Annotated in this window: 19 protein-coding genes; 15 read left to right on the forward strand and 4 right to left on the reverse strand. The window is 66.0% G+C overall.

Translation table 11 applies throughout. The features are described from left to right. Positions 1-81 precede the first annotated feature (81 nt). The gene (locus ACN9MB_RS05110) at positions 82-948 is read right to left on the reverse strand and encodes an energy transducer TonB (protein ID WP_338030967.1); all 867 of its coding nucleotides are present in this window, start codon (positions 946-948) and stop codon (positions 82-84) included. Continuing rightward, complete coding sequence (gene gshB, locus ACN9MB_RS05115; protein WP_204635010.1) at positions 945-1922, reverse strand: glutathione synthase; 978 nt, start codon at positions 1920-1922, stop codon at positions 945-947. The genes ACN9MB_RS05110 and gshB overlap by 4 nt, the downstream gene beginning before the upstream one ends. Positions 1923-2659: 737 nt before the next feature. Between gshB and ACN9MB_RS05120 the strand changes: the two genes are divergently transcribed. The 7 genes from ACN9MB_RS05120 (at position 2660) to ACN9MB_RS05150 (ending at position 14636) form a co-directional block, all read left to right on the forward strand. Then, entirely contained in the window at positions 2660-3016 is a 357-nt protein-coding gene (locus ACN9MB_RS05120; protein ID WP_019464684.1) for a response regulator, read from the forward strand. Between the two features lie 31 nt (positions 3017-3047). Beyond that, positions 3048-3419 carry a response regulator gene (locus tag ACN9MB_RS05125; protein ID WP_204635011.1) on the forward strand — a complete coding sequence of 124 codons (372 nt, stop codon included), beginning with the start codon at positions 3048-3050 and terminating at the stop codon, positions 3417-3419. A gap of 7 nt (positions 3420-3426) precedes the next feature. Next, on the forward strand, positions 3427-3966 hold the full coding sequence (locus ACN9MB_RS05130) for a chemotaxis protein CheW (RefSeq protein ID WP_204635012.1): 540 nt from the start codon (positions 3427-3429) through the stop codon (positions 3964-3966). A gap of 114 nt (positions 3967-4080) precedes the next feature. Next, positions 4081-6114, forward strand: a complete 2034-nt coding sequence (locus ACN9MB_RS05135) for a methyl-accepting chemotaxis protein (protein WP_204635013.1) — start codon at positions 4081-4083, stop codon at positions 6112-6114. An 86-nt stretch (positions 6115-6200) separates the two neighbouring features. After that, the gene (locus ACN9MB_RS05140; protein ID WP_426270997.1) at positions 6201-12293 is read left to right on the forward strand and encodes an Hpt domain-containing protein; all 6093 of its coding nucleotides are present in this window, start codon (positions 6201-6203) and stop codon (positions 12291-12293) included. Continuing rightward, on the forward strand, positions 12286-14160 hold the full coding sequence (locus ACN9MB_RS05145) for a chemotaxis protein CheB (RefSeq protein WP_426270998.1): 1875 nt from the start codon (positions 12286-12288) through the stop codon (positions 14158-14160). Before ACN9MB_RS05140 ends, ACN9MB_RS05145 begins: the two co-directional genes overlap by 8 nt. Further along, positions 14157-14636, forward strand: a complete 480-nt coding sequence (locus tag ACN9MB_RS05150; RefSeq protein ID WP_204635016.1) for a chemotaxis protein CheW — start codon at positions 14157-14159, stop codon at positions 14634-14636. Before ACN9MB_RS05145 ends, ACN9MB_RS05150 begins: the two co-directional genes overlap by 4 nt. A gap of 297 nt (positions 14637-14933) precedes the next feature. On the opposite strand, the gene ACN9MB_RS05155 is transcribed toward ACN9MB_RS05150, so the two are convergent. After that, entirely contained in the window at positions 14934-15668 is a 735-nt protein-coding gene (locus ACN9MB_RS05155; RefSeq protein ID WP_426270999.1) for a 16S rRNA (uracil(1498)-N(3))-methyltransferase, read from the reverse strand. Positions 15669-15840: 172 nt separating this feature from the next. Between ACN9MB_RS05155 and ACN9MB_RS05160 the strand changes: the two genes are divergently transcribed. After that, positions 15841-16167 (forward strand): hypothetical protein, encoded by a 327-nt coding sequence (locus ACN9MB_RS05160; RefSeq protein ID WP_426271000.1) that lies wholly within the window; start codon positions 15841-15843, stop codon positions 16165-16167. Here ACN9MB_RS05160 and bioA read toward each other — a convergent pair. Next, positions 16164-17525: an adenosylmethionine--8-amino-7-oxononanoate transaminase gene (bioA, locus tag ACN9MB_RS05165; RefSeq protein WP_426271001.1), complete on the reverse strand. Its 1362-nt coding sequence runs from the start codon at positions 17523-17525 to the stop codon at positions 16164-16166. The genes ACN9MB_RS05160 and bioA overlap by 4 nt on opposite strands. A 62-nt stretch (positions 17526-17587) precedes the next feature. On the opposite strand from bioA, the gene gspN reads away from it, so the two are divergent. The 7 genes from gspN (at position 17588) to ACN9MB_RS05200 (ending at position 22810) form a co-directional block, all read left to right on the forward strand. Next, complete coding sequence (gene gspN, locus ACN9MB_RS05170) at positions 17588-18370, forward strand: type II secretion system protein N (protein WP_426271002.1); 783 nt, start codon at positions 17588-17590, stop codon at positions 18368-18370. Beyond that, a complete protein-coding gene (locus ACN9MB_RS05175; RefSeq protein WP_426271003.1) occupies positions 18367-19149 on the forward strand; it encodes an inositol monophosphatase family protein in 783 nt (260 codons plus the stop codon). Before gspN ends, ACN9MB_RS05175 begins: the two co-directional genes overlap by 4 nt. Before the next feature lie 10 nt (positions 19150-19159). Next, the gene (locus tag ACN9MB_RS05180) at positions 19160-19507 is read left to right on the forward strand and encodes a hypothetical protein (RefSeq protein WP_426271004.1); all 348 of its coding nucleotides are present in this window, start codon (positions 19160-19162) and stop codon (positions 19505-19507) included. 21 nt (positions 19508-19528) lie between these two features. Continuing rightward, positions 19529-20086, forward strand: coding sequence for an ADP compounds hydrolase NudE (gene nudE, locus ACN9MB_RS05185; protein ID WP_204635022.1), 558 nt, complete (start codon positions 19529-19531; stop codon positions 20084-20086). Further along, the gene (gene cysQ, locus ACN9MB_RS05190; protein WP_426271005.1) at positions 20083-20910 is read left to right on the forward strand and encodes a 3'(2'),5'-bisphosphate nucleotidase CysQ; all 828 of its coding nucleotides are present in this window, start codon (positions 20083-20085) and stop codon (positions 20908-20910) included. Before nudE ends, cysQ begins: the two co-directional genes overlap by 4 nt. Then, entirely contained in the window at positions 20907-21722 is an 816-nt protein-coding gene (gene mazG / locus ACN9MB_RS05195; protein ID WP_426271006.1) for a nucleoside triphosphate pyrophosphohydrolase, read from the forward strand. The genes cysQ and mazG overlap by 4 nt, the downstream gene beginning before the upstream one ends. A 314-nt stretch (positions 21723-22036) precedes the next feature. Beyond that, complete coding sequence (locus tag ACN9MB_RS05200) at positions 22037-22810, forward strand: DUF4097 family beta strand repeat-containing protein (protein WP_426271007.1); 774 nt, start codon at positions 22037-22039, stop codon at positions 22808-22810. Positions 22811-22815 lie beyond the last annotated feature (5 nt).

Consider the following 22815-nt stretch of genomic DNA (forward strand, 5'->3'; position numbering starts at 1 on the left):
GGTCATGTGCGCTGGGTTAAGCGAGGTGAGCAAACAGCGAAAGCAGCGCGCTGTGCGTCGCTGCGTTCACCCGCTCCTCACTCAACGGCTGTGCAGCGTGTCGTTGGGCATGAACTGCCAGGTGCGCGTGATGTTCAGCTCGTCGATGCGCTCCTTGTCCGCCGGCAGGGAGGGGAACGGCGCGGCCAGGCGCACGATGCGCTGCGCGGCGGCGTCCAGCAGCGGCTGGCCGGAGCTGTCCACGATGGTGATGTCCTTCACCGAGCCATCCCGGTTGAGCGTCACGGTTAGCAGCACGTCGCCATGCAGGCCGCGGCGGCGCGCCTCGTTCGGATAGTTGAGATTGCCCACGCGCTCGACGCGGTCCACCCAGCCGCGCATATAGGCGGCATAGGCGTATTCCTTGGTGTTGGACGAGATGAATTTCTTCTTCGGCCGCTTGGCGTACTGCTCGCTCTTGTCGCGCACCTCGGCGGCGAGCTGCGCCATTTCCTGGTGGCGCTTCACGTCGGCGGGCGATTCGGGCAGGTCCTGCGTTGTCTGCTCGAGCTTGGCGCTCTCGGTGTTGACGCTGTAGTGGCTGTTGCCCGTGGTGGTGAGCAGCTTGTCGTTGGTCGCTTCCTGCGGGCGCGGCGCGCTGGCCTCGATGGGCTGGGGCGCCACGCCGTTGGTGGGCCGGGGCAGGGCGCCGGAAACCAGCTGCGACGGGCGCGCGGCCTTGTCGCTCTCGCCGCCGCCGCTGTTGTTGGCCTGGGCCAGGAAGTCGGCCTTGTCCGGCGCTTCGCGGTTGGCCACGTCCACCAGGGTCACGTCCAGCGTGGGCAGGCTGGGCTTGGCCTTCACATAGGTGAAGGTGATCCCCAGGATCACCACGCCGTGCAGCAACAGCGAGAAAAGCATCGTGGCGCCGAACATGTCGGCGCCGGTGCGGACAGCAGGTTGGCTCACGCGGCGCGGGTTCCGAGTCGGTTTTGCTCAATCACATCGAAGAGCTGACCCGCGATATTAAGCCCGAATTGTGCATCCAGTTCGCGCACACACGTCGGCGATGTGACGTTGATCTCGGTGAGGTAGTCGCCGATCACGTCCAGGCCCACGAACAGCAGGCCCCGGCGGCGCAGTTCCGGCGCCACCTGGGAGACGATCCAGCGGTCGCGCTCGCTCAACGGCACCCCTTCGCCGCGGCCGCCGGCGGCCAGGTTGCCGCGGAAGTCGCTGCCCTGGGGAATGCGCGCCAGTGCGTACGGTACCGGCTCGCCGTCCACTACCAGGATGCGCTTGTCGCCCGAGCTGATCTCGGGGATGAACTTCTGCACCATGGTGAACTGCTTGTGCTCGCCCTTGGGGCCGGCGGCGATCAGGGTTTCCAGCATGGAGTTGAGGTTGCTGTCGCCCGCCTTCACGCGGAAGATGCCGCGCCCGCCCATGCCGTCCAGCGGCTTGAGCACCACTTCGCCGTGGGTGGCCACGAAGGCGCGGATGTCGGCCGCGTCGCGGCTCACCAGGGTGGGGGACATGCACTGCGGGAAGTGCATGGCGAACAGCTTCTCGTTGCAGTCGCGCAGCGCCTGCGGGCGGTTCACCACCATCACCCCGGCGCGCTCGGCCAGCTCGGCCACCATGGTGTCGTAGATGAACTGCGGATCGACCGGCGGGTCCTTGCGCATCAGCACCACGTCCATCTCGCGCAGGTCGCGCCAGGCCGGCTCGCCCAGCATGTACCAGCCCGAGGCATCGTCGCGCACGGACAGCGGCGCCAGGCGCGCCCAGGGCTCGCCGCTGCGGGCAGCCAGGTCGCCCTGTTCCATGTAGAACAGGCTGTGGCCGCGCCGCTGGGCCTCCAGCAGCATGGCGAAGGTGGTGTCCTTGGCGATCTTGATCGAGCCGATCGGGTCCATCAGCACGGCGACCTTCAGGGTCATCGTCATTCTCCGGTAGTGGTGCATGTTCACCATGCGCGTCCGGCCTGGGGCGGGCGGATGGCGTGGCAGTGTATGTCGTCCGAAGCCTAAGAGCCTGGTCAACATCTCCTCGTGGCCCGCGTTGTTCTTGATTGGCCGCCAGGTGGTAGTGCGTGGCGCAGCGCCTGCCTGGCTGGCAGGTCAAGCCGCGCGCTGCCGCCTGGCGGCCAATCAAGAACAACCCTCCGGGTCGGGTCTGTTTGCCCGCAGGCCGGCGTCATCACTCGGTCATGTACGGACGTACACTCCCTCGTTCTTCCTTGTCCTGCGCGCAAACAGCTCCCGGCGCGGGCCACGAGGAGATGTTGACCAGGCTCTGAGAGATTGCGTTGAATGCTCCAACGATCAAGAGAGACTCCCGTACGCGTGGATGAGATGGGATGATCGCCCCAGGGAAGCATGCCCGTCCGCCCCACGGTCGGTACCCCATGGCGACAAACCGTTCAATTCAATGACGTAGGACGCTTAACTTAAGAATTCTCCTTGACGTCACGCCGGGCAGGCGGTAAACAGCACGAACGAGTGCCTGCCGGCTGAACGTTTGCCGTACGTCTTCACAGGCGTGCGGTTGGTATTTACACAGGGCATCGCCGGTCCACCGGTTGGCGGTTGCACGATTTACCTGAGCCAGGGGCGGGTCGCAGGGGGGTGTTGTGAACTTGAACATAAGTGGAAATGGCTTGGCCGGCCTGAAGGTCATGGTTATCGACGACTCGAAAACCATCCGTCGTACCGCCGAAACCTTGTTGAAGAAAGAAGGTTGCGACGTGCTTACGGCGGTGGACGGTTTCGAGGCGCTAGCCAAAATCTCCGATCAGAAGCCCGCGATCATCTTCGTCGACATCATGATGCCGCGACTTGACGGCTATCAGACGTGCGCGCTGATCAAGAACAACCCGCAGTTCCGCGGGACGCCCGTGATCATGCTCAGCTCGAAGGACGGCCTGTTCGACAAGGCACGCGGGCGCATCGTGGGTGCGGAACAATATCTGACCAAGCCGTTCACGCGCGACGAACTGCTGGGTGCAATCCATCGACATGTCGTTACGGTTTAAGTCGGACGACTACAGGGTCTGAGGGGGGCCTGTGGCCAATATTCTTATCATTGACGATTCGCCGACCGACGTGCGCGTGTTCACCACGCTGCTCGAGCGCGCGGGTTACCAGGTCGATTCCATCGGCAACGCCGAAGAAGGCATTGAGCGCGTGCGCGAACTGAAGCCCGATCTGGTCATCATGGACGTCATCATGCCCGGCATGAACGGCTTCCAGGCCACGCGCACGCTGACGCGCGACCCGATGACGTCGAGCATTCCCATCGTCATGATCACCACCAAGTCCATGGAGACCGACCGTGTGTGGGGGCTGCGCCAGGGTGCGCGGGCTTTCATCACCAAGCCGGTCAACGAGAAGGATTTGCTGGCCTGCATCAACGATCTGCTGCCCAGCGCTGCGTGAGGCGACCATGAGTCAGACCGCCTCGCTCACGCCCTTCGAAATCCTCGCCCGGTACGAGCGCCTTTCGCTGGCGCACGCCTCCGGTACGCCGGAAAGCCTCGAGGCCCCGGGTCTGTGGCGCGGCATTGGTTACCGTGCGGGCAGCCGCCTGTTCGTCAGCGGCATCGACGAGATCAGCGAACTGCTGGCGGTACCCTCGTTGACGCCGGTGCCGGGCACCCAGCCCTGGCTGCTGGGCGTGGCGAACGTGCGCGGCAACCTGGTGCCGGTGATCGACCTGGCACGTTTCCTGTTTGGCGAACGCACGCTGTCCACCGAACGCACCCGCCTGCTGGTGGTGCGCCAGGGTGCGGGCAGCGTGGCGCTGATGGTGGATGAAGTCTTCGGGCAGCGTACGGTCGACGCGGAGCAGCGTCGCCAGGCCGAGCAGGAAGACGACCCGCGTTTGGCACGTTTCGTGGATGATCGTGTAGGCGATTCGCGACTGGCTGTGTTCAGTATGGGCAAGCTGGTTCGTGCGCCGGACTTCCGTCAGGCTGCGGCCTGACGCGCAACGTTGAACCATAAGTAGGACCGGCGCTGCTCAAGGCCGGAATCAGGGCGATGATCCGACGCCTTCGCCGGCATGGGCGGCGAGGCGTAGAAGGGCGAGGTGAACGAAATGAGCACTACAGGGGGCGTGGGCAAAGAGCGAGGTTATACAGGCCTCATCATTGCGCTGGTCATTGCGTTCGGTTTCACGGGTGTCGACTTTGCCATGCTGACCTTGCGTGGCCGCGAGGACACCCAGGCAACGGGTCTGACGACCCAGATCCAGGTGTTGTCGCAGCAGACGGCAAAGCTGGCACTGGAAGCGGCCACGGACGGTAACGCGGATTCCTTCAAGGAACTCGAGACCAACCGCAACACCATCGATGCGGCCGTTCAGCGCCTGAACAAGGGCGATGAAAAGAGCGGCATGAAACCGTATGCCGACAACAACGCCACGCCCGCCGGGCGCGCCGTCAGCGCGCTCAGCAACGCGTGGGGCCAGCTCGACGCGGACATCGGCAAGATCCTGTCGAACAAGGCACTGGTGGTGGATTCCGCGCAGCGCGCGGCCACCCTGGGTCGCGAATTGCCGGTGCTCAACTCCAACATGGAGCAGGTGGTGAACATCCTGCAGCAGCGCGGTGGCAGCGCTGAGCAGACCTACACCTCCGCCCGCCAGATGCTGCTGGCCGACCGTATGATCCGCCGAGTGCAGGAAGTGCTGCAGGGTGGCGAAGCCTCGCAGCCCGCCGCCGACGGCCTCGCCCGCGACGGCCAGCTGTACGGCTCGGTGCTCAAGGGTCTGCTCGAAGGCAACGCCGAAGTGGGCGTGCGTTCGATGACGGATGCCAACGCGCGCAAGATCCTCACCGACATGCAGGCCCAGTGGGACAACCTGCAGGATCCGGTGGGCAAGCTGGTCAGCGCGGCAGGCAACCTGGGCGATGTGAAGCGCGCCGGCAACCAGGCCTCGCTCGACTCGCAAAACGTGCTGTTGCGCGCTAACGAACTGGCCGACCAGATCGGCAAGCTGCCGACCCGCCGCCTGTTCCCGAACCTGTGGTGGGGCGTGCTCGGCGCGATCGGTGCGGCCGCCTTCCTGGCCGTGCTTATCGTGCAGCTGGTGTCCGACCAACGCCGCCGCTTCCAGGAGTCGACCGAACTCAACCAGCGTAACCAGGAGGCCATCATGCGCCTGCTGGACGAAATGGGTTCGCTCGCCGAAGGTGACCTGACCGTCAAGACCACCGTGACCGAAGACATCACGGGCGCCATCGCCGACTCGGTGAACTACGCCATCGACGAGTTGCGCACCCTGGTGACGACGATCAACGAGACGTCGGAGCAGGTGTCCTCCTCGGCCCAGGAAACGCAGACCACCGCGCGCCACCTGGCCGAATCGGCGCAGAACCAGGCCCAGCGCATCAGCACGGCGACCACCGCGATCAACCAGATTGCAAGCTTGATGGATACCGTGTCGAAGGACTCCGCCGAATCGGCCGACGTGGCCGAGCGCTCGGTGAAGATCGCTTCGCGCGGCGCCGAAGTGGTGCGCGAGACGATCTCGGGCATGGACTCGATCCGCGACCAGATCCAGGAAACCTCCAAGCGCATCAAGCGCCTGGGTGAGTCGTCGCAGGAAATCGGCTCCATCGTGGAACTGATCAACGACATTGCCGAGCAGACCAACATCCTCGCCTTGAACGCCGCCATCCAGGCAGCGTCCGCCGGTGAAGCGGGCCGCGGTTTCGCGGTGGTGGCGGACGAAGTGCAGCGCCTCGCGGAACGCTCCGCGAGCGCGACGAAGCGAATCGAAACGCTGGTGCAGACGATTCAGTCCGATACCAACGAAGCGGTGAACTCGATGGAACAGACCACCGCCGAAGTGGTGGCCGGTGCCCGACTCGCCGAGGACGCGGGTAGCGCGCTGGGCGACATCGAGCGCGTCTCGCACGATTTGTCCGCACTGATTCAGAACATCTCCACGCAGGCACGCCAGCAGTCCACGGCGGCAACCGATATTTCCGTGTCGATGAATGCGATTCAGGAAATCACTTCGCAGACCTCGCAGGGCGCGAGCCAGACGGCCGATTCGATCGGTTACCTGGCCCAGCTGGCGAGCGACCTGCGTCGTTCGGTGGCCCACTTCAAGCTGCCGGGTTAAGTGAGCAGTTGGCGGATAACGATTTTCACAGGGGGCAACCTCGCCGGTTGCGTGACAACGCGTTACGTGGCGGCTGAGAGGGGCGCATGAGACTTCAAGACCATATCGATTTCACCACCCTGCAGTGGGTCAAGCCCGAGCTCGACGAGACGCTCGCCGTGGCCCGCGAGGCGTTGGAGTCCTACGTCGACAACCCGGGCAACCGGGATGCGATGCGCTCCTGTGCGGACAGCCTGCACCAGGTGCACGGCACGCTGCGCATGGTCGAGCTATACGGCGCCGCCATGGTCACCGAGGAGATGGAGACACTCGCCATCTCGCTGCTCGAAGACCATGTGGCCCAACGCGAGGAAGCCTACGCCGCGCTGATGCGCGGCCTGATGCAGCTGCCCGATTACCTCGAGCGCCTGTCCGGCGGTCATCGCGACGTGCCGGTGGTGTTGCTGCCGCTGTTGAACGACCTGCGCGCCAGCCGCGGCCAGCAGGCGCTGCACGAGTCGGCGCTGTTCACGCCCAACCTGGAAATTGCGCTGCCGGCCCAGGCGCCGCAGCCGCCGCACGAGCTGGTGCTGGAGCGCCAGCGCAACGAAGTGACCACGCTGCGCCTGCGCTTCCAGCAGCAGCTGCTGTCGTGGTTCCGCGGCCAGGGCAACGACCAGCAGCTGGGCGGCATGATCCAGACGCTGGACGCCATCACCGCGCGTTGCCACACCATCCCGGGCCGTCGCCTGTGGTGGATTGCGGCCGGCGTGCTGGAAGGCGTGCAGCAGGGTGCGCTGAAGAGCCAGACGGGCGAAGTGCGCCAGCTGATCGGCAAGGTCGATCGCAGCATCCGCCAGCTGGTCGAACACGGCGAGGCGAACCTGCGCGGCGGCGACGCCGACGAGCTCGCACGCAAGCTGCTGTACGTCGTGGGTCAGGTCCGTCAGGGCAGCCCGCGCATGGAACTGCTGCGCCAGACCTATTCACTCGATGCGCTGCTGCCTGAAGCGAGCGAGATCGAACACGCACGCGGTTCGATGGCGGGCCATAACCGCGCGTTGCTGGACTCCGTGGCCAAGGCGTTGAAGGACGACCTGCTGCGGGTGAAAGAATCGCTCGACCTGTTCCTGCGCCAGACCGACGCCGATCCCGCGCAGCTGTCCGGCCAGACCGAAGTGCTCGAACGCGTGGGCGACACGCTGGGCATGCTCGCCCTGGGCGTGCCGCGCCGCGTGGTCAACGAACAGCGTCGCGTGCTGGAAGAAATCGCCAGCCGCGTGCGCGCACCGGACGAAGAGCTGCTGCTCGATGTCGCCGGGGCGCTGTTGTACGTGGAAGCATCGCTCGACGATCACATCGAAAGCCTCGGTGCCGACGGCGAAACCGCCGCCGAAATGCCGACCGCGATGCTGCCGCGCAGCGAAGCGCGCCACATCCTTGCCACGCTGATGCACGAGGCGACCGCCAACACCGGCAAGGTGAAGGACGCCATCGTCGCCTACGTGGAATCGGGCTGGCAGTCGACGCAGCTGGCCGAAGTCGGCGCGCTGATGGACGAAGTCGCCGGCGCCATGCGCATGCTGTCGGCGCCACGTCCGGCCGAACTGGCCGAGGGCATCGGCCGCTTTGTCGGCAACGAATTGCTGGCCGACCGCCGCGTGCCCAGCACCGCGCAGATGGATCATCTCGCCGATGCGCTGGCTGCACTCGAGTACTACCTGGAAGCCGCGCGCGAACATCGCGGCGGTCTCGAACATATCCTGGACGTCGCCGAGCACAGCCTCAGCAGCCTCGGTTACTGGCCGCCGCCGGCAGCGCGTGTCGCCTCCGACGACGAGCTGGACGAAGCACCCGAGCACGTGGCGCGCGCTGCCGATGCCGCGCTTGCCGCGACGCTCGCCAACCAGCCGGCGCTCTCCGAGAGCGTCAGCCTGGGCCATGGCGACGACCTCAGCGATTTGATCGTCGGCCACAGCGAGACGCCCGAACCGGTCGCACAGGAAATCACCGGCCTGCGCCTGGCCGACACCGTGCACGTCACGCCGCAGGAACCGGTACAGGACAACGAAGACGACTGGATCGAAATCGAGGAAGAAATCGTCGAGGAAATGCCGGTCTCCAGCGGCGCATCGGCGATCGACGCCCGCTTCCAGTCCAGCACCGCCGGCATCGACGACGACATCCGCGACATCTTCCTGGAAGAAATGCAGGAAGAGATCGACAACCTGCACGCCACCCGCAAGACCTGGCTGGCCGATCCGCAGCAGTTCGACGCGCTCACCTCCATCCGCCGTTCTTTCCACACGCTCAAGGGTTCGGGTCGCCTGGTCGGCGCCACCGTGCTCGGCGAGTTCGCGTGGAAGGTGGAGAACATGCTCAACCGCGTGCTGGATCAGTCGATCCCGCCGAACGAGGGCGTGCAGGAAGTGGTCAGCGCCGCCATCGATGCGCTGCCGCAGTTGCGTGTCGCATTGATGGGCGAGGGCGCTGTCACGGCGCCGCTGCTGGCCATCATGGAAATCTCCGAGCGTCTGTCGGCCGGCCAGGCCGATGCACGTCTTGCCGACATCGCCACCACCAGCGGTACCGAAACGGTGCGCCGCATCGTTCGTCGCCGCGTGCCGCGCGTGGACACCTCGGCCGAGGCGATTCCCGCCGCCAGCCTCGCCGGCATCGAAAGCTCGCCCGCGGAACCGGTGCTGCCGGTGCCGGCGCACGACTTCATCGAAGCGCCGGTGATGCCGCCGATCGATCCGGTGCTGCTGGAAATCCTGCGCAGCGAAGTGGCGCAGTACCTGGCCACCATCCGCACGGCGATCAACCGCGTCGACGGCGAACTGCGCGTCGAAGACAGCCTGCTACGCGCCGTGCATACGCTGCACGGTGCCATCGCCATGGTCGACATCCCGCTGCTGACGCAGCTGCTGTCGCCGCTGGAAAGCCTACTCAAGCGCCTGCGCGCCGCCGGCCTGCCACTCTCGCCCGAAGGCGTGATGCTGCTCAGCCAGAGCGCCGATGCCGTCGATCACGTGATGGGCCAGTTCGACGTGGCCACGCCGCATCTGCCGGACCTGGACAGCTTGATCCATCGCCTGACCGAGCTGCGCGACAGCCAGCCCGAACCGCAGGTGGCCCACGTGCTGTTCGAGACGCCGGCCGACCTGGCGGACGAGACGCCGGCACACCTGGCCGACAGCTCGCATGAAGAAGTGCTGGGTGCGTCGCTCGACGATGCGCTGTCCGATGCAACGCTGCCGGTGGAACACATCGAGCTGGCGTCGCCCCCGGCTACCGACAAGTACACCGACGAACTGCTCGCTGCGCTGGGCGAATTCGATCTGGACGCCCATCTGCCGGCGTCGGATCAGACCTCGCATCACGCGCCGGCTTCGGCGGAGGACGAGTTCAGCAAGGCGTACGCCGACCTGCTCGACGACGCCGAAACGCTGGAAGTCGGTCCGGTCATCGACGATGCCGACGCCACCGTCGAACACGTCCTGGCGCACGAGCTGGATATCGAGCAAGCGGAGCCGCCGGTCGAGTCTGAAGCGACCACGCCGCTCCACGTCGAGCCGATTTCCGAACCCGTCATCGAACACGTCGAGCCGGTCGAAGCGCTGGATGCCAGCGACGAGACGCCGATCGAAGAGATCGTGCTGGAAGCGCCGGTGCTCGACGAAGCGGAACCGCTGATCGAGGAGCCTGTGGTCGAGGAGCCGGCCGTCGAAGAGCCGATCGTCGAAGAAGCGGTGGCCGAAGCACCGGCAACGCCCGCCGCTGCGGAAGAACCGATCGACGAAAGCGCATTGCTGCCCAACCAGATCGATCCCGACCTGCTGGAAATCTTCATCGAGGAAGCGCGCGAGATTCTCGATCACTCCGACGGTGTGCTCGCCCAGTGGCGTGCCGAGCCGAGTGCGATCGAACATCTGGCCGAGATCCAGCGTGACCTGCACACCCTCAAGGGCGGTGCGCGCATTGCCGGCATGGTGCCGGTGGGCGACCTCACGCATGCCATCGAAACGGCGCTGGAAAAGCCGCTGCACGCGGAGTCGGCGCATATCGGCGAGTTGATCGCTGCACTGGAAGTGGGCTTCGACAAGCTGCACGGCCTGGTGCAGATGGTCTCGCAGGGGCGGCCGGTGCCGTATCCGCAGGCGATCATCGATCGCTTCCTGGCCATGTCTGGCGAAGGCGCAACGAGCGTATCCGCGGATGCCGGCGAAGCGATCAATGTGGTCGAAGCCGCCAACGTGGTGCCGTTCCCGGCCCGCCTGGCGCCGCTGCCCGAACTGTTGCCGGAACTGCTGCCCGAAGAGCGCGAAGACGCACCGAGCACGCCGCAGGAACAGATCCGCGTCCGCGCCGAACTGCTCGACACGCTGGTGAACCACGCAGGCGAGGTGGCGATCTATCGTTCGCGCCTCGAACAGCAGGTCGCCGGCTACCGCTTCAACCTGGTCGAACTCGACCAGACCGTGCAACGTCTGCGCAGCCAGCTGCGCATGATGGAAATCGAAACGGAAGCGCAGATCATCGCGCGCTTCCAGCGCGAGCACCGCGAAGCGGGTATTGCGGTATTCGATCCGCTCGAACTCGACCGCTTCTCGCAGCTGCAGCAGTACTCGCGTGCGCTGGCCGAGTCGGTATCCGACCTTGTGTCCATTCAGGGCATGCTGGACGAACTGACCCGCCAGGCCGAAACGCTGCTGATCCAGCAGTCGCGCGTGAGCTCGGAACTGCAGGAAGGTCTGCTGCGTACGCGCATGCTGCCGTTCGACACGATGGTGCCGAACCTGCGCCGCACGCTGCGCCAGGCCGCGCAGGAAGAAGGCAAGGGCGCCCAGCTGTACGTGGAGGGTGCCCACGGCGAAATGGATCGCAACCTGCTCGAGCGCATCAAGGCGCCGTTCGAGCACATGCTGCGCAATGCCGTGGCCCACGGCATCGAGTCGCCCAAGGATCGCCGCAAGGCCGGCAAGCCGGAAGAAGGCGCCGTGCGCATCCGCGTGGCACGCGAAGCCACCGAGGTGGTGGTGCGCGTGACCGACGACGGCCGCGGCCTTGATCGCGATGCCATCCGCAAGCGCGGCGTGGAACGCGGTCTGATCCGCAACGACACCCGCCTGAGCGACGACCAGGTGCTCGCCCTCATTACCCAGCCGGGCTTCTCCACCGCCAGCACCGTGACCCAGCTCGCCGGTCGCGGCGTGGGCATGGACGTGGTGGCGAACGAAATCAAGCAGCTGGGTGGTGCGCTGTCGATCGAATCGAACGAAGGCCAGGGCACCACGTTCGTGCTGCGGCTGCCGTTCACGCTCGCGGTAACGCAGGCCATCCTGGTTCGCATCGGCGAATCCAACTACGCCATCCCGATGACCTCGGTGCAGGGCGTGGCACGCATCAGCCCGGCCGAACTGGCCGAGCGCATGGCCGAGCCGGAGCCGACTTTCCCGTACGGCGGCGAGAGCTACGAGATCCACAATCTCTCCGAGCTGCTGGGCGCCGTGCCGGTGAATGCGATCGACGACGAGCAGATCCCGCTGCTGCTGACGCGTTCGGGCGACCTGCGCGCGGCGATCCGCATCGATGCCGTGATCGGCTCGCGCGAAATCGTGGTGAAGTCGGTCGGTCCGCAGATCAGTTCGGTGCCGGGCATCCTCGGCGCGACCATCATGGGCGACGGTTCGGTGCTGATCATTCTCGATCTCGCCCCGCTGGTGCGCCATGGCATCGCCCGTCGCCTGCAGCGCCTGGACGAAGGCCTCACCGCCATCGCCACGCCGGTGGTGGAAGAGCAACGCGTGCGTCCGCTGGTGATGGTGGTCGACGACTCCATCACCATGCGCAAGGTCACCGGCCGCGTGCTGGAGCGCCACGAATACGAAGTGGCCACCGCAAAGGACGGCGTCGACGCACTCGAGAAGCTGCACGAGCGCGTGCCCGACCTGATGCTGCTCGACATCGAGATGCCGCGCATGGACGGCTACGAGCTGGCCACGCAGATGAAGTCCGATCCGCGACTGCGCGACGTGCCGATCATCATGATCACCTCGCGTACCGGCGATAAGCATCGCCAGCGCGCGTTCGACATCGGCGTCGACCGCTACCTCGGCAAGCCGTACCAGGAAGCCGAACTGCTGGCGCAGATTGGCGAGGTGCTCGAACAGCGCACCACGGAGTCGCTCAATGGCTGAAACGGCGACCGCGGTAGCGTTGTTGTTCGATGACGTGGAACTCGGCGGTCAGCTGCGTGAAGCGTTGCGCGAACGCGGGGCCCGGATCGTGCACGAAGGTGCGCTGTCCACCCTCGACAAGCAGATGCTCAGCAACACCGGCGCGGAAGTGCTGGTGGTCAACCTGGACGAAGACGCCGACGACGACCTCGATCGTCTCTACGACGTGATCGACGGCGACCGCCCGCGCGTGGTGTTCAACGATGCTGCCGCCAGTCGCTCCCTCGACGGTTGGGACCGTGCCCGCTGGGCGCGCCACCTCGCGGTGAAAGTGATGGCGCAGGGCGACCTCGATCCGCCGCGCCCGCAGGACGCACCGGTCGTGCCCGAAGTGGCCGAGCCAGTGCTGGTGGAAAACGCCGAGGTTCAGCCGGTCGTGATCGCCGAGGAACCCTCGCCGAGTTTCGTCGCTGCGCTGGAGCCGATAGCGCCCACCGACATCGCCCCGGCCGAGATCACGCCGCAAGCGGTCGAAGCTACCGAAGTGCAGTCGGAAACTCTGGCGGCGGAACTGGAAGCGTTCATTGCTGCCGACGAGCCGGCGCTGGCCGAGGACGAGTTCGGTTCGGAACTGTCCTTCAGCGCGGTGGAAGAACCGCTGCATCTGGACGATTTCGCCGCATTGAAGGACCTGCCGCTGGAGACGGACGACGAATTCGGCTCAGGTCTGAAGTTCACCGCCGACGACGAACTGCCCGCCTTGCACGACGGCAATTTCGGCGCGCCCGAAGGCGAAGCGTCGGCCGATCACGACTTCGGCTCGGGGCTGAAATTCAGCGCCGATGACGACCTGCCGGCGCTGCACGACGGCAGCTTCGGCCTGGATACGCTGAGCACGCAGGGCCATGCGCCGCTGGACGAGCCGGCGGCCGATGCAGCCGCGCGGCAGATGCCTTCGTTCCAGCTCGATCACCTGGCTTTGGCGCCGCTGGACGAATCGTTCATGCCGTCGCCCGCGCTGGCAGAGAGCCCGGAAAAATCACCTTCGACGCTGCTGGGTTCGGCATCTGCCTGGGCGTTGGTGGACGAAGGCGAGGCGGCCGCACCGGCGGCTTCCGCGCCCCCGCCTGCCGCCAGCTTCGGTATCGAGAAGTTGAGCGCTGCGGATTTCCTCGCGCCGGAAGGCGGCGAGGAAGCATCCTCCATCATCGAGCCCGGCATGAAGCTGGAGCTGGTATCGATGGAAGAAGCGCTGGCACCGAAGGAATACGACGCCGCCGCCACCGAAATGATGCTGGACGATCTGGACAGCGCGATCAGCCGCCTGCTGGTGCTTGGCGCGGCGGCGGACAGCCTCGAAGCGGTGTGTTCGTTCCTCTCGATGCTGCCGGCGGATCTGCGCGCTGCCGTGCTGCACGTCCAGCATCTGGGCGGCAAGTCGGTCGAAGCGCTGTCCGATACCTTGACCCGTTACAGCGAGCTGCCCGTGCGCATTGCCACGAACGGCGCGCGCGCCCGCGTCGGCGAAGTGCTGGTGGTGCCCGATGGGCAGCAGGCGCGCGTGCATCGCGATGGCCGGGTGGAGTTGCAGTCGCTGGACAACAGCGACGTGCGCAGCTCGCCGATCGATGCCAGCTTCACCCTGGCGGCCAATGTGTTTGGCCGCAACGCACAGGCCATCGTGTTCGCGGGCCAGGCCAACGATGCGCTCGGTGGCTGCCAGGCGATCCACGATCGCGGCGGCCAGGTGTGGATCGAATCGTCGGATGGTCAGTTCGCCGATATGGTGCACGGCATCGAAGCCGAGCGCCTGCACAGTTATTCAGGCACGCCTGCGGAACTCGCGGCGCGCCTGGTGGAAGAGATGTCGATGGAGGGCCGGCGATGAGCGATTTGCCACTACCGCGTGAAATTCGTTGCGTCCTGGTGCCGGTCGGCAACCTGCGCTTGTTGCTGCCCAATGCCACCGTGGCCGAAGTGATCACGATGCCTGCGGCGCCCGAACCGGTGGAAAGCGCGCCGGAATGGTTGCTGGGGCGCATCGCCTGGCGCGGCTGGCGTGTGCCGCTGGTGTCGTTCAACAAGCTCGCCGGTGCGGGCGAGGGCGACAGCGAGCAGGCCGTTCGCGTGGCCGTGCTGAAGGCGCTGGGCGGCCACAACGACCTGCCGTTCATCGCCGTGGTCACGCAAGGCTTCCCGCGCCTGACCACACTCAACGCCGAGCTGATCATTCCCACCCACGACGGCGCACCGTTGCCGCCGGGCGTGCGTGCGCAGGTGCTGGTGCGCGACGACATCGCGGTGATTCCGGATCTGGAAGGCATCGAAGCGGAGCTGCTCGAATTGCTCGAGCTGGCCAGCTGATCTTCCACCTGGCTTCACCTAAAAACACGCCCCTCGCGGGCGTGTTTTTTTCGGGACCCAGCGCCGGCGAAATCTCGCTTGAGCGCTCATCTCCCTCACCGTCATTCCGGCGCAGGCCGGAGGTGCTTTTCAACAGCCGAATGGCTGGTAATCCAGTAGCCGCGTGCGCGGTCTTCGCGGGGCGCAACTGGATCGTCTTATGCGACAACTCAGCGCATTCGCTACTGGATTACCAGCCATTCGGCTGTTAAAGCACCTCCGGCCTGCGCCGCAATGACGAGCCGTGAGCGGGGGCTACTAAACGTCGCCGTGCAGCGCCTGCAACGCCGCCAGGGCAGCCAGGCCGGCCGTCTCCGTGCGCAGGATGCGCGGACCCAGGCGCAGGCCTTCGAAGCCCGCCTCGGCCAATGCAGCGGTATCGCGATGGCCCAGGCCGCCCTCCGGCCCGACCACCAGCACGCCACCGGCAGCGCTGAAGCGCAACTCGCTGGCGCGTCGCGTACCCTCCGGCAACAGGGCAAGGCGCAAGACTTCATCCCGCGGCAGCTCGCGCAGCCAGTGTTCCAGCGAAACGGCCGGCAGCACTGTCGGCACGCGGGCGCGACCGCTCTGCTCGCAGGCGCTGGCCACCACCGCCTGCCAATGGGCCAGGCGCTTCTCGGCGCGGCCGGCGTCGAGCTTGACCTCAGAACGCTCGGTGAGCAGCGGCACGATGCGCGCCACGCCCAGTTCGGTGGCCTTCTGCACGATCAGGTCCATCTTCTCGCCGCGGGCCACGCCTTGCGCCAGGGTCAACGGCAGCGGCGACTCGTTGTCGATGGGCTGGGCCGTTTCCACCCGGACCGTCACCTCTCGCTTGCCGACGGTCTGGATCACGGCGGGGTAGTCCGTGCCATCGCCGTTGAAGAGGGTGACCGGCGCACCGGCCGTCAGTCGCAGCACGCGAGCGACGTGCTCGCCCGCCTGGGCCGGGAGGGTCAGTTCCTGACCCACGGCCAGCGGCAGTTCGACATGTATGCGGATGGTGCGCATGGGACGTTATGACGGTGACGAAACGAAAAGCATAGCGGAGCGCCGATGCCCCGTCCCATGCGGCGTGCGGCGGACTAGCTGAACGCCCGGGAGATGCCGGTCGACCGGCATTTGCCCGCAAGCCGCAGCAGGCGCAGCATGTAGTACATCCCTCATTCCCCGGAGGTGGATCATGGTCAGCAAATCCCTTCTAGTCCTGGCGATGGCGTTGGGCGCCGTGCCGGTCGCGATGGCGCAGGATTCGGCCACCGCGGGCGCCACCGGACAGACAAGCCAGCAGGACATGGCCAACCAGGTGGCATCGAAGAAGCCGCCGCAACCGGGCGACCGGAACTGCCTGCAGAGCACCGGCAGCCTGATTCCCGCCAAGCCCGGCACCTGCCTGCCGGTGGCCGGTCGTAGCTACAGCAACCAGGACATCCGCAACACCGGATCGCCCACCATCGGCCCCGCCTTGCAGCAGCTCGATCCCAGCGTCACCGTGAGCGGCGGCCGCTAAGCGACGGCCAGCTCGATGCCCGCGATGGCGGTGTCGACCAGGTGGTCGATCTCGTCGGTGCTCACCACATAGGGCGGCATGAAGTAGATGATGTCGCCCAGTGGCCGCAGCAGCGCCTCGTGCTCGAGTCCATGCAGGTACACGCGCAGTCCACGCCGTTCCGTCGAAGGGAACGGCGTGCGATGGGTTTTGTCCGCCACCAGTTCCACCGCGGCGATCATGCCGGTCTGGCGCACATCCGCCACGTGTGGATGATCGCGTAGCGGCGCCAGCCGCTTGCCCAGGTGGGCGGCGAGCACGCGGTTGCGTTCCAGCACCGGCTCGTCGTTGAAGATCCGCAGCGTTTCCAGTGCCACGCGGCAGGCCAGCGGGTTGCCGGTATAGCTGTGCGAGTGCAGGAAGGCCTTGCCTGCGCTGTATTCGGCGTAGAACGCCTCGTACACCTTGGTCGTCGTGAGCACCGCGGACAACGGCAGGAAGCCTCCGGTGAGTCCCTTGGAAAGGCACATGAAGTCCGGCGCGACACGGGCTTGTTCGCAAGCGAACAGGGTTCCGGTGCGACCGAATCCCACGGCGATTTCATCGGCGATGAAATGCACGTCGTATTCGTCGCAAAGACGACGCAGCCCCGCTAGGTAATCCGGGTGGTACATGCGCATGCCGCCGGCACATTGCACCAGCGGTTCCACGATCACCGCACACACTTCGTGCGCGTGCCGTTCCAATAACTGACGCAATTCACCGAGACGGCGCCTGGCGACCTCGCTGGGGCTTTCACCGGGCAACGCTTCGTACGTATCGGCCGAGGGTGCCAGGATGGGCGTGAGCAGCAAGGGCGCATAGGTCCTGCGATACAGCGCCACGTCGCTGACCGAAAGCGCGCCCAGCGTCTCGCCGTGATAGCTGCCGGTGAGCGCGATGAAGCGCGTCTTCTCGCCGTGTCCCTGGTTGAGCCAGTAGTGGAAGCTCATCTTGAGCGCCACTTCGATCGCGGCCGAACCGTTGTCGGCATAGAACACGCGATCCAGGCCCGGCGGCGTGACGCGCACCAGTTCTTCGGCCAGCGCCACTGCCGGCTCGTGCGTGAAACCCGCAAAAATCACGTGCTCCAGCGTCTTGGCCTGCTCGGCGAGCGCTGCTGCCAGACGCGGATTGGCGTGGCCGAACAGATTGGTCCACCACGAACTGATGCCGTCCAGGTAACGGCGTCCGCTGGTATCGATCAGCCAGGCGCCTTCGCCGCGGGCAATGGGCACCATCGGAACCGTCTGATGATCGTGCATCTGCGTGCAGGGATGCCACAGCAGGCTCAGGTCGCGACGCACCAGCGCGTCGGCAGCAGGGAATGAGGTGTTCATCCGGCTATGATCGGGGTTTCGAGCGTGCCCGCTCAAGTCTTGCATCCAGCCAGGGAGCCGATTTGAAGGTTTGGCGTAGTGCATTCATGGGCCTGCTGGTCCTTCTCGTTGCCGCATTCGCGCTGCTGTGGTTCCTGCCCGCGCGGTGGGCCTTGCCCTGGCTGCACGCGCGCTTGAATGGCGTGCACCTGCAGGACGTCAGCGGTCTGGTGTGGGACGGCAAGGCCGGCCAGGTGCTGTCCGCCCGTGGCGAGAACCTGGGTGCGCTGCAATGGCAGCTGTCGCGCAGGGCCCTGCTCGGCGACAACCGCCTGCAGGTGGCGCTGCACGGGCCGCGTATCGATTTCACCGGCCACATGGCCGGCAAGCAGGCTACCGAGGCTACCTGGACGGACGTCCAAATGCGTATCGACCTGGATGTGCTCGGTGCCGGTCCTCTGCTGCTGGGCGGCGTGCCTCGCGGCACATTGCGCGTCACGGCCGGCAGTATCGAATTGCGCGGCGGCTGGCCGTGGACGCTCGATACGCAGGTGCAGTGGCAGGGTGCGGTGTTGCTCACGCGGCAGGCCCATCTGCCGTTGGGCAACCTGCAGGCCGATCTGCGCGCTGAGAACGGCGTCATCGAAGGGCATCTGCAGGACGATGGCCACGGTCCGCTGCGCATCGATGGCCATCTGCAACTCAGCCCGTTGGCGCGTCGTTTCACCGCCGTGGCGGCACCGCGAGGCCGGCAGCCGGCGCTGCAAACATGGCTCGCCGGCTTTGGCGCGGTCGATGCCGACGGTGTCACGCACATCGATTACAGTGGCGGTCTTGCCGCCGCCATCCGTGGGAAGCAACCATGAGCGAACTGGATCTGCCCAAGGCTCTTGCAGCCGCGCGCGAAGCGGCCGAGGCCGCCGGTGTGGTGTTGCGGCACTACTGGGGCAAGGGCGTGGCGGTGGAGCTGAAGAGCGACGACACGCCGGTCACGGTAGCCGATCGCGAAGCGGAACTCGCGATCCGCGAGATCCTGCACAAGGCGCTGCCGCAGGCATCCATCTACGGCGAGGAATTCGGCCGTGACGACAGCAATCACGACCTGATGTGGCTGGTCGATCCACTCGACGGCACCAAGAGCTTCGTTCGCCGCACGCCGTTCTTTTCCACCCAGATCGCGCTGATGCACCGGGGCGAACTGGTGCTGGGCGTATCGAGCGCTCCCATCTATGGCGAAACCATGTGGGCGAGCGCGGGCGGTGGCAGCTGGTTCGACGGCGAGCGCGTTCACGTGGCCGCGACCGCCGAGATGTCCAAGGCATCGATATCCACCGGCAACATCAAGACCCTGACGCGCGACGCGCGCTGGCATGCGCTGGGCACGATGATCCAGGACAGCAACCGCATCCGTGGCTACGGCGATTTCTGCCATTACCACCTGCTGGCACGCGGCGGGCTCGATCTGGTGATCGAGTCGGACCTGAACATTCTCGACGTGGCCGCGCTGGCGGTGATCGTGCGCGAAGCGGGCGGGGTGTTCACCGATATCCACGGCGCCGCGCTGACGCTCGACACCGCCAGCGTGCTTGCCGGCACGCCAGCCATCCACGCGCAGGCGCTGGACCGACTCTCGACATCGCACTGAGGAGCAAGCCATGGAAGACTTCGCGATGCTCTACAGCATCCTGGTGGCCAACGGGCCGGTGTTCGCCGCTGCCCTGATCGGTATCGTGGTGGCCCTCGTCTGGTGGCCGAAAGCGCCGCTGCCGGCCAAGCTGGTGTTGGTCGCCTGCGTGCTGGAAATGCTGCTGACCGGCTTGTCGGCCTGGATGTCGGGCTGGTACGTGCCGCATATGGTGCGCGAGGGCAACACCATGCAAGGCATACGTACCATCGTCACGGCCATATCCGTGTGCGCGAGCGTGCTGCGCGCGGTGCTGTTCGGCCTGCTGATCTGGGCCGCCTTTGCCGGCCGCGATGCCGCCCATCCCACGCCAAGGTGAAGCGCGAGCTACAATCGTCCGATGCACAAGCCACCGATCATCCATGCCACCCGGGACGTGCACGACAGCAGCTTTCTTCGCGTCGAGCAGCTCGATCTCGAATTTTCCAACGGCGAACGCCGCACCTATGAGCGGTTGAAGGGCAGCGGGCTGGGAGCCGTGATCATCGTGCCGATGATCGACGACGAGACCGTGCTGCTGATCCGCGAATACGGCGCCGGCGTGGGCCGCTACGAACTGGGCCTGCCCAAGGGACGCCTGGACCGCGACGAAACGGTGGAGCAGGGCGCCGATCGCGAACTCAAGGAAGAGATCGGCTACGGCGCGCGCCACCTCAAGATCCTGCACAACCTGTCGCTGTCGCCCTCGTACATGACGCATATGGCGCACGTGGTGCTGGCGCAGGATCTGTATCCGGAACGGCTCGAAGGCGACGAGCCCGAAGAGCTCGAAGTGGTGCCGTGGAAGCTCGCCGACCTGCACACGCTGGTCGCGCGCGAGGATGTCACCGAAGGCCGTTCCATCGCCGCCCTCTTCATGGCCCGCGAATACCTCGCCGGCCGATTCCAGCCGACATGACCGACGCGCCTTTCTCCAGCCTGCTGCTGCAGATCGCAGCGATTGCCCGCGATGCCGCCGAAGCGATCCTGGTCGTCTACGGCCAGGATTTCGAAGTCGAGCGCAAGCAGGATCATTCGCCGGTGACCGCCGCCGACCTCGCTGCCCAGCGCGTGATCACCGCCGGCCTAGCCGCGCTGGATGGCGTGCTGCCGGTGATTTCCGAAGAAGCCCGCGCTGCGCCGTGGTCGCAGCGACGCGAATGGCAGCGCTACTGGCTGGTCGATCCGCTGGATGGCACGCGCGAATTCATCAAGCGCAATGGCGAGTTCACCGTGAACATCGCGCTTATCGAAAACCATGAACCCGTGCTCGGCGTGGTGCTGGCGCCGGTGACCGGCGAGCTCTACGCCGCCGCGCGTGGCGAGGGTGCGTGGCTGCAGCGCAGTGCCGATGCCGGCTGGCAGCGCATCGGCACGCGCGACCTACCCGAACTGGCCACCGTGGCGGGCAGCCGCTCGCATGGCGGCTCGGGCGTGGCCTTGCTGCAGCAGCTGATCGGTGACGACTACCAATCGCTGCCGATGGGCTCGTCATTGAAGTTCTGCCTGGTGGCGCGAGGCGATGCGGACGTCTATCTGCGTCGGGGAGCCACCAGCGAATGGGATACGGCGGCGGCACAAAGCGTGCTGGAAGAGGCCGGCGGTGCCGTGCTCGATCTGGCCGGCGCACCGTTGCGCTACAACCGCGGCGACTCGCTGATCAATCCCGAATTCATCGCCGTGGGCGATGCCTCCATCGACTGGAAAGCCCGCCTGGAAGCGGCCGACCTGGAAGCCTCATGAGCGACACCAGGCAGCACGACATGGCCGACCTGCTGGCCATCATGGCGCGCCTGCGCGACCCGCAGAACGGCTGTCCCTGGGACGTGCAGCAAGATTTCTCGACCATTGCGCCGTACACCATCGAAGAGGCGTACGAGGTGGCCGATGCCATCGACCGCCAGGACTGGCCCGACCTTCGCGACGAACTCGGCGACCTGCTGCTGCAGGTGGTCTTCCATGCGCAGATGGCCAAGGAAGCAGGCCTGTTCGAATTTGCCGACGTGGCGCATGCGATCAGCGACAAGATGATACGTCGCCATCCGCATGTGTTCGGCAATGAAAGTTACGACGATCTCGACGCGCAGAAGCAGGCCTGGGAAGACATCAAGGCCGCCGAGCGCGCCGCCAAGGGCGAGCAGCATGACAACAGTGCGCTGGCTGGCGTGTCGCGCGGGCTGCCCGAATGGAAGCGCGCACTGAAGCTGCAGGAGCGGGCGGCCAAGGTCGGTTTCGATTGGCCGGACGAACAACTCGTGCTCGACAAGCTGCTCGAGGAAGTGGAAGAAGTACGAGCCGAGTTCGCCAACGGCCGCGACAAACAGCGCCTGCAGGACGAAATCGGCGATGTGCTGTTCGTGATGGTGAACCTGGCGCGCCACGCCGGCGTGGATTTCTCGCAGGCCTTGCGCCACGCGAACAGCAAGTTCGAACGCCGCTTCCGCCACATGGAACGGATCGCGCATACCGACGGCAAACCGCTGCCTGAGCAGGACCTCGCTTCGCAGGAAGCCCTTTGGCAGCGCGCCAAGCGGCTGGACGACACGGCGGCCTGAGAGAAAAAAAGGAGGCACGGGTTCTGGGGTCCCGTGCCTCAGGGCAAGGCGCTGCCTACCGACAGTGCCGCTTTTCTTCTTATGGGTTTATGGCGCCGCCGAGGGTGTCTCCTGGGCCATGACCGAGCAGCTCGCGCCAGCGATGATGAAGACGGGTGCGGAGGCGGGCGGTGTCCTGCGTGGCATGGCCGTGGGTCTCCCCTGGGTTCGTGAAGCCTCAAACGCCGCGGGCGGTGACAGGTTGACGGCCGCGGCTCTAAACCTTTTTCCGCGGCACGCCATCCAAGCTTCGTCCCGTTCACAAGGAGCCATCCATGCGCCGTCTCATCCTCGCCGTACTGCTGCTGTCCCCCCTGGCGTCCCATGCCGCCGACCAATGCCAGTACTCGGCCCCGCGAGATCTCACGCTCGACCTGGCCGGCGTGCGCGAAGTGCAGGTGGAATTGCACAGCCACGATCTCCATCTCAGCGGCGGCGAAGGCGGCAAAGGTGCGCTGACCGGCAAGGCCTGCGCCTCCGATCCCAAGCTGCTGGACGCCCTCACCGTGACGCAGCACCGCGAAGGCGATCGACTGGTGGTGGACATCGGCGGCAATGAGCACAACCATTTTTCCATCGGTTACAGCTATACCGACCTGAAGGTCGACATGCAGATACCGGCGCAACTGCCGGTGGTCCTCAACGTCGGTTCCGGCGATGCCTGGGTGAGCAACCTGCAGCGCCTGAGCACCAAGGTGGGTTCCGGCGACGTGCATATCAGCAAGATTTCCGGCCCGGTCGCGCTCAGCGTCGGCTCCGGCGACATCGACGTGAATGATGTGGCCAGCCTCGACGTCGGTTCGGTCGGCTCCGGCGACCTGAAGATCAACGGCGTCCGTAGCGACGCGCGCATCGGCAGCATCGGCTCCGGCGACATCGGCATCCGCAACGTAGGCGGCAGCGTGCGCGTGGATACGCTCGGCTCCGGCGACCTGGTGGTGCACGACGTGCAGGGCGACTTCACCCTCGGCGCCAAGGGCAGCGGCGACGTCAGCCACTCGGGCATCAAGGGCAAGGTGAACGTGCCGCACGATCGCGACGACGACTGACGCCA

It is taken from the genome of Dyella kyungheensis (assembly GCF_049913195.1).
GTDB lineage: Bacteria > Pseudomonadota > Gammaproteobacteria > Xanthomonadales > Rhodanobacteraceae > Dyella > Dyella kyungheensis.

What these genes read in the sequence shown, in the direction of transcription:
- mazG (WP_426271006.1), top strand. Translation starts at nt 20,907, where the DNA reads ATGAGCGACACCAGGCAGCACGACATGGCCGACCTGCTGGCCATCATG.
- cysQ (WP_426271005.1), top strand. Translation starts at nt 20,083, where the DNA reads ATGACCGACGCGCCTTTCTCCAGCCTGCTGCTGCAGATCGCAGCGATT.
- ACN9MB_RS05175 (WP_426271003.1), top strand. Translation starts at nt 18,367, where the DNA reads ATGAGCGAACTGGATCTGCCCAAGGCTCTTGCAGCCGCGCGCGAAGCG.
- ACN9MB_RS05145 (WP_426270998.1), top strand. Translation starts at nt 12,286, where the DNA reads ATGGCTGAAACGGCGACCGCGGTAGCGTTGTTGTTCGATGACGTGGAA.
- gshB (WP_204635010.1), bottom strand. Translation starts at nt 1,922, where the DNA reads ATGACCCTGAAGGTCGCCGTGCTGATGGACCCGATCGGCTCGATCAAG.
- ACN9MB_RS05200 (WP_426271007.1), top strand. Translation starts at nt 22,037, where the DNA reads ATGCGCCGTCTCATCCTCGCCGTACTGCTGCTGTCCCCCCTGGCGTCC.
- ACN9MB_RS05120 (WP_019464684.1), top strand. Translation starts at nt 2,660, where the DNA reads ATGGTTATCGACGACTCGAAAACCATCCGTCGTACCGCCGAAACCTTG.
- ACN9MB_RS05140 (WP_426270997.1), top strand. Translation starts at nt 6,201, where the DNA reads ATGAGACTTCAAGACCATATCGATTTCACCACCCTGCAGTGGGTCAAG.
- ACN9MB_RS05130 (WP_204635012.1), top strand. Translation starts at nt 3,427, where the DNA reads ATGAGTCAGACCGCCTCGCTCACGCCCTTCGAAATCCTCGCCCGGTAC.
- nudE (WP_204635022.1), top strand. Translation starts at nt 19,529, where the DNA reads ATGCACAAGCCACCGATCATCCATGCCACCCGGGACGTGCACGACAGC.
- ACN9MB_RS05155 (WP_426270999.1), bottom strand. Translation starts at nt 15,668, where the DNA reads ATGCGCACCATCCGCATACATGTCGAACTGCCGCTGGCCGTGGGTCAG.
- ACN9MB_RS05180 (WP_426271004.1), top strand. Translation starts at nt 19,160, where the DNA reads ATGGAAGACTTCGCGATGCTCTACAGCATCCTGGTGGCCAACGGGCCG.
- ACN9MB_RS05135 (WP_204635013.1), top strand. Translation starts at nt 4,081, where the DNA reads ATGAGCACTACAGGGGGCGTGGGCAAAGAGCGAGGTTATACAGGCCTC.
- ACN9MB_RS05150 (WP_204635016.1), top strand. Translation starts at nt 14,157, where the DNA reads ATGAGCGATTTGCCACTACCGCGTGAAATTCGTTGCGTCCTGGTGCCG.
- ACN9MB_RS05160 (WP_426271000.1), top strand. Translation starts at nt 15,841, where the DNA reads ATGGTCAGCAAATCCCTTCTAGTCCTGGCGATGGCGTTGGGCGCCGTG.
- bioA (WP_426271001.1), bottom strand. Translation starts at nt 17,525, where the DNA reads ATGAACACCTCATTCCCTGCTGCCGACGCGCTGGTGCGTCGCGACCTG.